Source organism: Pseudomonas sp. HLMP (assembly GCF_046365545.1).
Taxonomy (GTDB): Bacteria; Pseudomonadota; Gammaproteobacteria; order Pseudomonadales; family Pseudomonadaceae; genus Aquipseudomonas; species Aquipseudomonas guariconensis_B.
In genome coordinates this window covers 576,502-589,253 of record NZ_JBDLLR010000001.1, presented here as the reverse complement: position 1 = coordinate 589,253, position 12,752 = coordinate 576,502, and the positions used below count along the sequence as shown (strand labels likewise).

10 protein-coding genes are annotated in these 12,752 nt (G+C 64.3%); 7 read left to right on the top strand and 3 right to left on the bottom strand.

What is annotated here, in order from left to right:
• Positions 1-92: 92 nt before the first annotated feature.
• Entirely contained in the window at positions 93-1,475 is a 1,383-nt protein-coding gene (locus tag ABFA30_RS02950; RefSeq protein WP_253091533.1) for an aspartate aminotransferase family protein, read from the bottom strand.
• Between the two features lie 299 nt (positions 1,476-1,774).
• Here ABFA30_RS02950 and thiS point away from each other — a divergent pair, with 299 nt between their 5' ends.
• Positions 1,775-1,975: a sulfur carrier protein ThiS gene (gene thiS / locus ABFA30_RS02945; protein WP_253079914.1), complete on the top strand. Its 201-nt coding sequence runs from the start codon at positions 1,775-1,777 to the stop codon at positions 1,973-1,975.
• Positions 1,976-2,003: 28 nt separating this feature from the next.
• Positions 2,004-2,801: a thiazole synthase gene (locus ABFA30_RS02940; RefSeq protein ID WP_368816111.1), complete on the top strand. Its 798-nt coding sequence runs from the start codon at positions 2,004-2,006 to the stop codon at positions 2,799-2,801.
• Between the two features lie 264 nt (positions 2,802-3,065).
• Here ABFA30_RS02940 and ABFA30_RS02935 read toward each other — a convergent pair whose 3' ends face one another.
• Complete coding sequence (locus tag ABFA30_RS02935) at positions 3,066-3,311, bottom strand: hypothetical protein (RefSeq protein WP_410045130.1); 246 nt, start codon at positions 3,309-3,311, stop codon at positions 3,066-3,068.
• A 214-nt stretch (positions 3,312-3,525) separates the two neighbouring features.
• On the opposite strand from ABFA30_RS02935, the gene ABFA30_RS02930 reads away from it, so the two are divergent.
• Positions 3,526-4,506 (top strand): AAA family ATPase, encoded by a 981-nt coding sequence (locus tag ABFA30_RS02930; protein WP_253102402.1) that lies wholly within the window; start codon positions 3,526-3,528, stop codon positions 4,504-4,506.
• Between the two features lie 19 nt (positions 4,507-4,525).
• The gene (locus ABFA30_RS02925; protein ID WP_225788759.1) at positions 4,526-6,250 is read left to right on the top strand and encodes a cobaltochelatase CobT-related protein; all 1,725 of its coding nucleotides are present in this window, start codon (positions 4,526-4,528) and stop codon (positions 6,248-6,250) included.
• 332 nt (positions 6,251-6,582) lie between these two features.
• Here ABFA30_RS02925 and ABFA30_RS02920 read toward each other — a convergent pair whose 3' ends face one another.
• Positions 6,583-8,013 (bottom strand): amino acid permease, encoded by a 1,431-nt coding sequence (locus ABFA30_RS02920; protein ID WP_225788760.1) that lies wholly within the window; start codon positions 8,011-8,013, stop codon positions 6,583-6,585.
• Positions 8,014-8,407: 394 nt separating this feature from the next.
• On the opposite strand from ABFA30_RS02920, the gene ABFA30_RS02915 reads away from it, so the two are divergent.
• The 3 genes from ABFA30_RS02915 (at position 8,408) to ABFA30_RS02905 (ending at position 12,750) form a co-directional block, all read left to right on the top strand.
• On the top strand, positions 8,408-9,100 hold the full coding sequence (locus tag ABFA30_RS02915; RefSeq protein ID WP_410045129.1) for a response regulator transcription factor: 693 nt from the start codon (positions 8,408-8,410) through the stop codon (positions 9,098-9,100).
• Positions 9,100-10,446, top strand: coding sequence for a sensor histidine kinase (locus ABFA30_RS02910; RefSeq protein WP_225788761.1), 1,347 nt, complete (start codon positions 9,100-9,102; stop codon positions 10,444-10,446). The genes ABFA30_RS02915 and ABFA30_RS02910 overlap by 1 nt, the downstream gene beginning before the upstream one ends.
• Positions 10,447-10,521: 75 nt before the next feature.
• Positions 10,522-12,750 (top strand): TonB-dependent siderophore receptor, encoded by a 2,229-nt coding sequence (locus ABFA30_RS02905; RefSeq protein WP_410045128.1) that lies wholly within the window; start codon positions 10,522-10,524, stop codon positions 12,748-12,750.
• Positions 12,751-12,752: the final 2 nt, after the last annotated feature.

The following is a 12,752-nucleotide window of genomic DNA, read 5'->3' as shown; positions in this document are numbered from 1 at the left end:
TCCAGCGCTCGACATATTAACGTCGCAGAGACACAAAAGACCGGACCCTCGACAAAGCCAAAGGACCGGTCAACCCTGGTGAAACCTATCGATCAGATTGCAACGCGACCCAGTGCGCCATCCAGGGCGACGATGATCTCGTCCAGTTCCTTTTGCGTGGCGATCAGCGCCGGGCTGAAGCACAGCGTGTTGTTGAACTGCTCGAAGCTTCGGTTGGTGCGCCCGATCATCACCCCTTGGCGCATGCAGTCAGCGACGATGGCAATCGCCACGCTCTCCGGCACCGGCTCCTTGGTCTTGCGGTCCTTGACCAGTTCCATGCCACAGAACAGGCCTTTGCCGCGTACATCGCCAATCACTGGGTACTTGTCCTGCAGCTCGCGCAGGCGGCCCATGAAGTACTCGCCCATGTGGGTGACGTTCTCCAGCAAGCCCTCGTCCTCGATGATGCGCATGTTCTCCAGCGCCGCCGCTGGGCCTGCGGTGCAGCCGCCGAAGGTGCTGATATCGCGGAAGTAACCCATGCGGTCATCGGCCTCCCCCTTGAACGCTTCGAACACCTCCTCGGTGGTCACGGTGCAGGAGATCGCCGCATAACCGCTGGCCACCCCCTTGGCCATGGTGACGATGTCCGGCTTGATGCCGTAGTGCTGATAGCCGAACCACTTGCCAGTGCGGCCCAGGCCACACACCACCTCGTCGATGTGCAGGAGGATGTCGTACTTCTTGCAGATTGCCTGAATGGTCTCCCAATACCCCTCCGGCGGCGTGATCACGCCCCCGCCCGCGGTAATCGGCTCAAGCACCACCGCACCCACGGTATCCGGCCCTTCCGCGAGGATTACACGCTCCATCTCCATGGCGGCGCGCACACCATAGTCAGGCACGTCACCGAACTGCGAGCGGTATTGGCAGCAATGCGCAAACTCGACGAACCCCGGGGTGAAGGGGCCGTACTGGTTCTTGCGCTCGAACTGGCCGGTCGAACTCAGCGCGGTGATGGTCGTGCCGTGATAGTCCCGCTCGCGGAACAGGATCTTGTGCTTCTTGCCACCATACTTCTTGTGCGCAATCTGTCGCACGATCTTGTAGGCCTTTTCGTTGGCCTCGGAACCGGAGTTGGAGTAGTACACCCGGCTCAGGCCAGGCATCTTCTCGATCAGTTTCTGGGCGAACAAGGCCGCGGGAATGTTGCCTGCGGAGTTGGCGAAAAAGTTCACCTTCACCAGCTGGTCGCGCACCGCGTCAGCGATACTCTCGCGGCCGTAACCGACGTTGACGGTCCATACCCCGCCAGAGACCGCATCCAGGTATTCGTTGCCCTTGGCATCCCAGACCCGCATGCCCTTGCCTTCGACGATCATCAACGGATCGCTCTGTTCCAGCGGTTTGTGCTGGGACAGGTGATGCCACACGTGGGCGCGGTCGCTGGCCAACGCCTGGGCTGCATCGTACTCGTGCGCAGTTGTTTTCATGCTTACCTCTCGACTGGTGCATTTTTGTTATGGGTCACCGGGCAGGAGATGAACGCCAGGCGCCGATAGATGAAGGAGCAGTACTCGGCATCGCAATGCAGCACTCCCCGATCCACCCCTGGAGATGAAACTAAGAACAAGCAGCGCGCGCAGTTAGAACCAGTTATCGCCCATGGATGATGCCAGCCGTGCAATCGCCACACTGGACTAACGCCACAGCCGCGACTGGCTCTTCAAGCGCAGCGCCGGCGCCCTCACCCTGCGAACACGAAGCCGCCACCGACAGGAGAACCTGAATGATTGAAGTCACGATCAACGGGGAGGCCCAGCTGTTGCCGGCAGGTATCGACCTGGCGCAATTGCTCGCCCGGCTACAGCTGCAAACGCGGCGCGTGGCCATCGAACACAACCTCGGCATCGTGCCGCGCAGCGAGTATGCCGGGCTGCGCCTGCAGCAGGGCGACCGCCTGGAAATCGTGCATGCCATCGGCGGCGGCTGATCGCCCTGCCCCTCTCACCGGAGCCCCTATGACCATCGCGAACACAACCTGCGACCCGCTCATCATTGCTGGCCAAGCCTATGACTCACACCTGCTGGTCGGCACCGGGCACTACGCCGACCTGGCCGAGACGGGCGCGGCAGTGGAGGCCAGCCTGGCGCAGATCGTCACCTTTGCGGTGCGCCGCAGCAACCTTGGGCAGGATACCCTCCAGCCCAACCTGCTCGAGGTGATCACCCCGCAGCGCTACACCTTGCTGCCCAATACCGCAGGCTGCTACACGGCCAAGGATGCCGTGCGCACCTGCCTGCTGGCACGCGAACTGCTGGATGGCCATGACCTGGTCAAGCTCGAAGTGCTCGGGGACAGCCAGACCCTCTACCCAGACATCGGCGAAACCCTGGTTGCCGCCCAGCAACTGGTCGAGCTGGGCTTCAAGGTGATGGCCTACACCAGCGACGACCCGCTGGTGGCCCGACGCCTGGAGGCGCTTGGCTGCGTGGCGGTGATGCCCTTGGGCGCGCCGATCGGTTCCGGGCTGGGCATCCGCAACCCCTACAACATCCGCTTGATCGTGGAAAACGCCAAGGTTCCGGTGATCGTCGATGCCGGTGTCGGCACCGCCTCCGATGCGGCCATCGCCATGGAGCTGGGCTGCGACGGCGTGCTGATGAACACCGCGATTGCCCGCGCCCGCGAGCCGATCCGCATGGCCACGGCAATGCGCAAAGCGGTCGAGGCCGGTCGCCAAGCCTACCTGGCAGGGCGCATGCCGCGCCGATTGAGCGCCGATGCCTCCTCGCCGTTGGGTGGCATGTTCTTGTAGATGATGGGCCTGCAGCAGAGCCAAGACGCGGCCAGCCGTAATGGCAGGCAGTAAGGTTTCTACAGGCTTTGCTGGGGCTGCTACGCAGCTCATCGCCGGCAGGACATCTCCTGGATTTAGCAGGGTCCCTGTGGGAGCGGGCTTGTCGAGGCGTCGAACCGCCGCGAACACCGGCGAAGCCGGTGCCATGCACCGCGTCGTATTCTTCGCGGGCAAGCCCGCTCACACAGAGTATCGGCGCAGCTCACTGTCCAACAGATGGACTCAGGCCGTGGCCTTAGCGGTCGGCTGCATCAGGCTGGCCATCTTGTTGCCGAACAGCCGGGCCAGCGCCTCGGAGTCGCCTGCGGCTTCGTCCAGCGCCTCGACCACGGCCTGCAGGGTCGGCCGGGTCTTGGCCAGCAATTCGTCGATGTAATACGCCGCAGTGACCTGCGTATGTTTCTCGTAGCGGCTAAAGAGCGCAAGGAGCTCCGGGTCCAGCGTGATCGTCAGGGTATCGGCGGACATCTGATTGACCTCTCAAGGTTGTTCGGCGGCAATCGCCAGGCGTTTTACCAGCCAGGCCATCCTTGGTCGCCATCGCTTCCAGGCCATAGAGCCAGTTTTCGCCTGAACGTAGTGCCAGCCGCCACTGGCCGCATCGGGCACCCGTAACTGGCCCCTCCCCTGCCCCGGCAGCGACCCTAGAATCAAGACTTCCCTCCGGCCCGAGACGACACTCATGACCGACCTGAACATCGAACCTGCAAGCCGTCTGGTCCCTGTCCGGGAGTTGTTCGGCATCGACTCCAGCATGCGTGTACCGGTGCTTCTCGCGCCAAACGAACTGGTGCCGGAGAGCGATGCGGCCTATCGCTTCAACCCGGAAGTCACGCTGGCGATTCTCGCCGGCTTCACCCGCAATCGCCGGGTGATGCTGCAGGGCTTGCACGGCAGCGGCAAGTCGACCCATATCGAACAAGTCGCCGCGCGGCTCAACTGGCCTTGCACGCGCGTCAACCTGGACGGCCATATCAGCCGCCTGGACCTGATCGGCAAGGACGGCATCGTGCTGCGTGAAGGGAAACAGGTCACCGAATTCCAGGAAGGCATCTTGCCCTGGGCACTGCGCCGCCCCATGGCGCTGATCTTCGACGAGTACGACGCCGGTCGTCCGGACGTCATGTTCGTGATCCAGCGCATTCTCGAACGCGACGGCAAACTCAACCTGCTCGACCAGAACCAGGTGATCCATCCGCACCCATCGTTCCGCTTGTTCGCCACCGCCAATACCGTGGGCCTGGGCAATCTGAACGGGCTTTACAACGGCACCCAGGTGCTCAACCAGGCGCAACTGGATCGCTGGAACATCGTCGCCACCCTGAACTACCTGCCCCAGGCCGAAGAAGTCGCGATCGTCGCCGCGCGGGTGCCGCACCTGGTCGCCCGACACGGCGAACGGTTGCTGGAACAGATGGTGGCGGTGGCCGACCTGACCCGGCAAGGTTTCGCCGCAGGCGACCTGTCGACCCTGATGTCGCCGCGCTGTGTCATTTCCTGGGCGGAAAACATGGAGATCTTCAGCGACCCGGCGCTGGCCTTCCGCCTGACGTTCCTCAACAAATGCGACGAAGCCGAGCGACCAATCGTCGCCGAATATTACCAACGCTGTTTCGACCAGGAGCTGGCCGAATCGGCGTTCCCTTTGCTGGCACTAGCCTGATCCCTCACAGGAAGCCCCCATGACCCCACCGCCACGCCGCGAGAAACGCCAGCAACAACTCGAGGAACTCTGCGCGGCGACACTGCGCGCACTGTCCGGTGAACGGCGCGTACGCTACCGCGGTGGCCTGCTGGAAGTACGTGAACGGCACGTCCCGGTGCGCGCACCGCACCTGCACCCTGACCCCGAGCGCGACGAGAGCCACGCCTGGCGCGGGGTGGCCGACAGCCTGGCACTGCGCTTGAAACACAGCGACCAGGCGCTGGTCCACCAGGTTCTCCCAGCCCAACCTATCGAACGCCTGGTGTTCGAACTGCTCGAGCAACTGCGCGTCGAGTCGTTGGTGGGCGACAGCCATCCAGGCGTCCAGCGCAACCTGATGCGGCGCTTCGAACAGTGGAGCCAGCAGTTTCTCGACGCCGGGCACACCGAAGGGCACATCGGCCTGCTGCTTTTCACCCTGGCGCAGATGAGCTGGATCCTGCTGTGTGGCGGCCGCGCCGGGGAGCAGATGGAGATGCTCATCGAAGCGCCACGCCTGAGCCTGCTCGGCCATTTTGGCGCGGCCTTCGGGCTGCTGCGCCGCTGTCGCCACGATCAGGCAGCGTTCACCGAGCATGCCTTGCTGATTGCCGCCAAGGTGCAGGAGCTGATCGAGCACCTGGATGCCGAACCGTTCGATGACGACCAGGGCAACGTCGCTGAAGCCGACAAAAAAGCGCGTCTGGCCTTCGCCCTGCTGCTGGATGTGAATCAGGATAGCGAGGGCGATATCAGTGACGGCGGTGCTGCCCAAGGTAATCCACGAGGCGGCAACGACGCCTTCGCTTACCAGGTATTCAGCCGCGACTACGATTGCGAACACAACGCTGCCAGCCTGGTGCGGCCCGAAACGTTGCGTGACCTGCGCCAGCGCCTGGACCGTCACCTGGCGGGCCAGGGCCTGAACCTGCCGCGCCTGGCCAAGCGCCTGGGTGCCCTGTTGGCAGTGCCTCGCCGAGATGGCTGGGCCTTCGCCCAGCGCGACGGACAGATCGATGCCGGGCGCCTCAGCCGCCTGATCATCAGCCCCGAGCAACGCGAGATCTTTCGCCATGAGCGCGAACGCCCGCACAGTGATTGCCTGGTCAGCCTGCTGATCGACAACTCCGGCTCCATGCGCAACCACATCGAGCACATCGCCCTGCTGGCTGACGCCTTCAGCCGAGCCCTGGAACTGGCTGGTGCTCGCAGTGAAATACTCGGTTTCACGACCGGCCAATGGAATGGCGGGCGTCTTTTGAAGCGTTGGCGCGGCATGGGCCAACCCGCCAACCCAGGAAGGCTCAACGAACTTAGCCACCTGGTCTACAAGGATGCCGAAACGCCCTGGCGCCGCGCCCGCCCCAGCATCGCCGCGCTGCTCAAGGCCGACCTTTTCCGCGAAGGCATCGATGGCGAGGCGCTCCTCTGGGCCCGCCAGCGGCTGCTGCAGCGTGATGCACGCCGGCGCATCCTGATCGTCATCTGCGACGGTTGCCCGATGGACAGCGCCACCCAGCAGACCAACCAGCAGGACATCCTCGACCTGCACCTCAAGCAAGTAACGCGACAGATCGAGCAGGAGGGCCGCATCGAGTTGTATGCCCTCGGCGTCGGCCTGGACCTGAGCGCCTATTACCGCCAGAGCCTGGAGCTGGATTTGTCGCGCAGCCTGGACAATGCCGTATTCGACGAGATCCTGCGTCTGCTCAACGGCCGATGACCGTCAGTCAAGCGACATTGACGCTGCATTACCCCCCATCGCCGGCAAGCCAGTTCTCATTCTTTGATTCAGCGGGGACCCTGTGGGAGCGGGCTTGCCCGCGAAGAATGCAACGCGGTGTATGGCACCGGCTTCGCCGGTGTTCGCGGCGGTTCGACGCCTCGACAAGCCCGCTTGCTCCCACAGGGTATAGCGGCGCTCGCTGGGGCTCGTTCTCTGCACACCAGTGCAGAGAGCTCGGCTGAAAAGCACTTGGGGCCTGTGCGGTCAATTCGCTCGTTCGAATTGACCGCACAGGCCCCCAGGACAGCGTACTAAGCGTGTGGCAACGGTTAGCTGCTCACCGGTATGACGGTGGGCAGGCCTTTGAGACGCCGCCAGATACTGCGCGTGATGAACGCCAACACCAGAATCGCCAGGCTGACGACCCCCAGCGCCAACGGCATGCGCTGCTCGGGAATGAAGGCCATGCCGGCGACGATACCGAGCATGCCAAGAATGGCGACATAGGTCAGGTAGGGGTAGCACCACATCCGCACTTTGAGCTTCTCTGGCGCCTCGCGCTCCAGCTTCGCACGCAAACGCAGCTGGGACAGGGCGATCAGCACATAGACGAAGATCGCCACGGTGCCGTAGGAGTTGACCAGGAAGGCGAAGATGGTGTCCGGCGAGACGTACGACATGATCACCGACAGGTAGCCGAATATCGTGCCGAAGAAGATCGCACGGCGCGGCACGCCGCGTGCGGACAGCTTGGCCAGGCTGCGCGGAGCATCGCCGCGCTTGGTCAGCGCGAACAGCATGCGTGAAGACGCATAGATGCCCGAGTTGAGGCAGGACAGCACTGCCGTCAGCACGATGGCGTTCATCACGTGCGCGACCCAGTCGAAGCCCATGGCTGCCAGGGCGCTGGAGTACGGCGTGAGCATGGCAGGGGAGTTCCACGGGACGAGGGTGACCACCAGGAGGATCGAGCCGACATAGAAGAACAGAACGCGGGTGATCACCGAGTTGGTCGCCCGCGCGACAGAGCGCACCGGATCGGAGGATTCGGCAGCAGCCACGGTGACGATCTCCGCACCGAAATAGAACCCGGTCGCAGCCACCGCCCCCGTCAGCACCGGGCCGATGCCGTTGGGCATGAAGCCACCGTGGTCGAGCATCGAACTCAGCCCGTGCTGGGTTTCGGTCGGCCACATGCCCAGCAAGTACAGCCCGCCCAAAAGCAGGAACACCAGGATCGCGGCGACCTTGATCGAGGAAAACCAGAACTCGAACTCGCCAAAGGAAGCGACCGAGGCCAGGTTGGTGAAGGTCAGGATGATCATCAGCGTCAGGCTGATGGCCCAGGCCGGGACATCCGGCAACCAGAACTGAATGAGCGAAGCGCCGGCCACGGCCTCTACCGCGACGACGATCACCCAGAAATACCAATACATCCAGCCGGAGAGGAACCCTGCCAGCTGGCTCGTTTGTGGATGATCGGCCCATGCCATGCGCGCATATTCGTAGAACGACCCGACGGCGGGTATGGCGCAAGCCATTTCGCCGAGCATGCGCATGATCAAGATGACCAGTACACCTGTGACCAGAAAGGAAAGCAGGGCCGCAGGCCCCGCAGACTGGATGACCACACCGCTGCCGACGAACAGGCCGGCACCGATGACACCACCCAAGGCGATCATGGCCATGTGACGTTGCTTGAGTCCCGATTGCAGGCCGCCGTTGGATTGCTCCGGGCGGTTTTGTTGAGGTACGGACATGCTGCTCACCCCATTCGTTATTGTTTTAGGTTGAAAGGCAGTAGAGAAGCGGCCGGTATCGATCCTTAGATAGGGGGAACGAACCTGGCTGCCTACGCAGTGTCTTCCTGGGGTGCAGAACTTTTTAGGACCAATTCCGGCACGCGGCTGGAGCCACGTGGGGACGTCGATCGTGTTCCCGATCGCAGCAAATTGCCCAAGATCCAGTGCCCCTGGCTCCATGACTGATGCCGTGGCCTGTGGGAGATTACACAACCCGTCGGGCAGCGCTACGCAGAGAACATACGGTTGACGAAGGCCCCCTGCGACGAAATGCCAGCAACGGGCCATTGCCTCGACGATCCCGGCAGTGGGATGATTCGTAATTGCAACGAATTCTCATCAAGGCCTCGCCGTGTCTCCCAAGCTTCTCCTCGCCGAAGACGATTCCCATCTGCGCCAGGACCTGGAACGCCACTTCCACGACCGAGGCTTCGCCGTGCACGCCTGCGCAAGCGGCACCCAGGCCCTGGACGCCATGCGTCAGGGCGGGTTCGACCTGGTCCTCCTGGACATCATGCTGCCCGGCGTCGATGGCCTCAGCCTGCTGGACGACCTACGACAGCGCCAGGCGGTGCCGGTGATGCTGATGTCGGCCCTGGGCGCCGAGCAGGACCGTATCAGCGGTTTCACCCGTGGGGCCGACGACTACCTGCCCAAGCCCTTCAGCCTCGCCGAGCTGGACGCCCGGGTCGATGCCCTGCTGCGCCGCGTGGCCCTCGATCGGCGCCAGGCGCAACCTCGAGGTGAAGGCGAGCTGACCCTCGACCAGGGCGCCCAGGATGTCATGCACCAGGGCCGCAATGCCGGCCTCACCGGTTCCGAATACCGCCTGCTGGCGACCCTGCGTGCCCACCCTGGGGAAGCGCTGAGCAAGGCCTTCCTCTACCAGAGCGTCCTGCACCGCCCCTACACCCGCCTGGACCGTGGCCTGGACGTGCATGTCTGCAACCTGCGCCGCAAGCTCGCGGCAATCGGTACGCAGCATTTGCAGATCCAGGCGGTGCGCGGCCAAGGCTACATCCTGGTCGAAACGGAAGTGTCCTGATGCGCCGTCACCCCCTGCTGTGGAAGCTGGCGCTGCTGCAGGTGTGCTTCTGCCTGCTGCTGACCTGGCTGATCTGGACCTGGGGCCTGTCGGTCGAGCGCCGTACCTACTTCCTCGACCAGGCCGACCGCCTCTACCTGGCACGCTATGCGCAGCAGGCCGAACAGGCATGGCGCAGCGGTGGCGCGGCCGGTGCGCAGGCCTTCCGCCAGCACCTGGCAAAGGCGGAGGACACCTGGGTGGCGCTGGTCGGCCCGCGCCTGGAGAGCCTCGGCACCTCACCGTTGAGCGCCGAGGAGGCGAGCCACCTGACCTTCATGCGCAAGCTCGACTGGCCCATGAGCAAACGCCTGCAGGACGAGCTGCCGTACGTCAGCATCGAGTTCCCCGAACATCCCGAGGACGGCCGCCTGGTCATCCAGTTGCCCGAGCGCCTGCTGCCCACCGGCCTGACCCCATGGACCCACGTGGTCACCCATGGCGTAGCGCCAGCCCTGCTCGCCCTGCTGCTGGGCCTGCTGCTGTATCGCCACCTGGTGGTGCCGCTCAACCGCCTGCGCGACCGTGCCGACGCACTGCGCGCCGATGATCTCGACAGCCCCGGCCTGCCGCTGCTGGAGCGTCGCGACGAGCTGGGCGAGCTGGCCCAGGCCTTCGAGCACATGGCCGGGCGACTGCGCCGGAGCCTGGAGCAACAGCGCCTGTTGCTGCGCACCCTGTCCCATGAACTGCGCACGCCCCTGGCGCGGCTGCGCATCGCCCATGACAGCGGCCTGCCACCGGAGCAGTTGCACGAACGCCTGGGCCGCGAGGTGACAGACATGCAGCGGCTGCTGGAAGACACCCTCGACCTGGCCTGGATGGACACCGAGCATCCGCAGTTGCCCACCGCGCCGGTACTGGTGCTCTCGGTCTGGGAGGCATTGTGCGAGGACAGCTGCTTCGAAAGCGGCTGGGAACGCACCCGGCTGCCCTGTTCGCTAGGCACCGAATGCCGCGTGCAGGCGCACCTGGACAGCCTGGCCCAGGCCCTGGAGAACCTGCTGCGCAACGCCATCCGCCATTCGCCGCCGCAGGGGCGGGTCAGCCTCGATGGCTGGCGCGAGGGCGAGCACTGGCACCTGCGCCTGCGCGACGAGGGCCCTGGGGTGGCACACGGCGACCTGGAACGTATCTTCGAACCCTACCAGCGCCTTCCAGGCAGCGGCGCCGGCTTCGGCCTGGGCCTGGCCATCGCCCGTCGCGCCATCGAACTGCAGGGTGGCCGGCTGTGGGCGAGCAACGCCCACCCTGGCCTGTGCCTGCACCTGGTGCTACCGGCTGCCGAGGAATGTTTAGAAAGTTAATGCGCTTTACTCTCAATTACGAGTAATTATCATCCCTGATCTCCCGCATTCAGCCCGACGTTCCGGAGATCGCAGATGTCGCCCCGCTCACTTCCCCTCGCGCCCTTCCTGCTGTTGTCCAGCGGCCTGCTGGCCAGCGCCGTGCAAGCTGCCAGCCAGCCGCAACCGATCGAACTGGAAAGCCAGACCGTGGTGGCCACCGCCCTGGAGGAGACCAAGCAGGCCCCAGGCGTGTCCATCATCACCGCCGAGGACATCAAGAAGCGCCCGCCGGCCAACGACCTGTCGCAGATCATCCGCACCATGCCGGGGGTCAACCTGACCGGCAACTCCACCAGCGGTCAACGCGGCAACAACCGGCAGATCGATATCCGCGGCATGGGCCCGGAGAACACCCTGATCCTGGTCGATGGCAAGCCGGTCAGCAGCCGCAGCTCGGTCCGCTATGGCTGGCGCGGCGAACGCGACACCCGCGGCGACACCAACTGGGTGCCGGCCGACCAGGTCGAGCGCATCGAGGTGATCCGTGGCCCAGCAGCGGCGCGCTACGGCTCCGGCGCCATGGGAGGGGTGGTCAACATCATCACCAAGCAAGCCTCCAGCCAGACCCACGGCAACGTCACGCTCTACCAGAACTTCCCCCAGCACGGCGACGAAGGCGCCACCAAGCGCATGAGCTTCGGCCTCAGCGGCCCGCTCACCGACAATCTCAGCTATCGCCTGTACGGCAATGTCGCCAGGACCGACGCCGACGACTGGGACATCAACGCCGGCCATGAATCCGCACGTACCGGCAACCAGGCCGGCACCTTGCCCGCCGGTCGCGAGGGGGTGCGTAACAAGGACCTCAACGGCCAGCTGAGCTGGCGCCTGAACCCGGAACAGACCCTGGAGTTCGAAGCAGGCTTCAGCCGCCAGGGCAACATCTATACCGGCGATACCCAGAACACCAACTCCAACGCCAACGTGAAAAGCATGCTTGGCCACGAGACCAACCGCATGTACCGCCAGACCTACTCGGTCACCCATCGCGGCGCCTGGGACTTCGGCAGCTCCATGGCCTACCTGCAATACGAGAAGACCCGCAACAGCCGGATCAACGAAGGCCTGGCCGGCGGCACCGAAGGCATCTTCAGCAGCACCGACTTCTACACCTCGACCCTGCGCGGCCTCACCGCCCACGGCGAGCTCAACCTGCCGTTGCAGGCCTGGCGCGACCAGACCCTGACCCTGGGCTCCGAATGGAGCCAGCAGAAGCTCGACGACCCCAGCGCCAACACCCAGAGCACCAGCGAAGGCGGCGCGGTCGGCGGCCTGGACAGTGCCGGCCGCGACACCAGTTCCCAGGCGCAGATCTTCTCGCTGTTCGCCGAGGACAACATCGAGCTGATGCCCGGCACCATGCTTACGCCGGCCCTGCGCTTCGACCATCACAGCATCGTCGGTGACAACTGGAGCCCCTCGCTGAACCTGTCCCACGCGCTGAGCGACACCTTCACCCTGAAGGCCGGCATCGCCCGCGCCTACAAGGCGCCGAACCTGTACCAGCTCAACCCCGACTACCTGCTCTACAGCCGCGGCCAGGGTTGCTATGGGCAGACCACCAGTTGCTACCTGCAAGGCAACGAAGACCTCAAGGCCGAGACCAGCGTCAACAAGGAACTGGGTATCGAGTACCAGGCCAACGGCTGGGTCGCCGGCCTGACCTACTTTCGCAACGACTACAAGAACAAGATCGACTCCGGCCTGAGCCCTGTCGGCAATGCCAGCGGCGGTAGCGGCGACTATGCCAACGCCGCCATCTACCAGTGGGAGAACATCCCCAAGGCGCTGGTGGAAGGCCTGGAAGGGACCTTGACCATTCCACTGAGCGAACAGCTGAAGTGGAGCAACAACCTCACCTACATGCTGCAGTCGAAGAACAAGGAAACCGGCGAGACGCTCTCGGTGACCCCGGCCTACACCCTCAACTCGATGCTCGACTGGCAAGCCACCGACGACCTCTCGCTGCAACTGAACGTCGCCTGGTACGGCAAGCAGAAGCCGAAGAAATACGATTATCATGGCGAGCGTGTCACAGGCTCGGCCAACGACCAGTTGGCGCCCTACGCCCTGGTCGGCGCCAGCGGCACCTACGCCATCACCCAGCACCTGAGCCTGACCGCCGGCATCGACAACCTGTTCGACAAGCGCCTGTACCGGGCGGGTAACGCCCAGGGTGTGAACGGTATCGCCGGTGCCGGCGCGGCCACCTACAACGAACCTGGCCGCACCCTCTACACCAGCCTGACCGCGTCCTTCTGAAC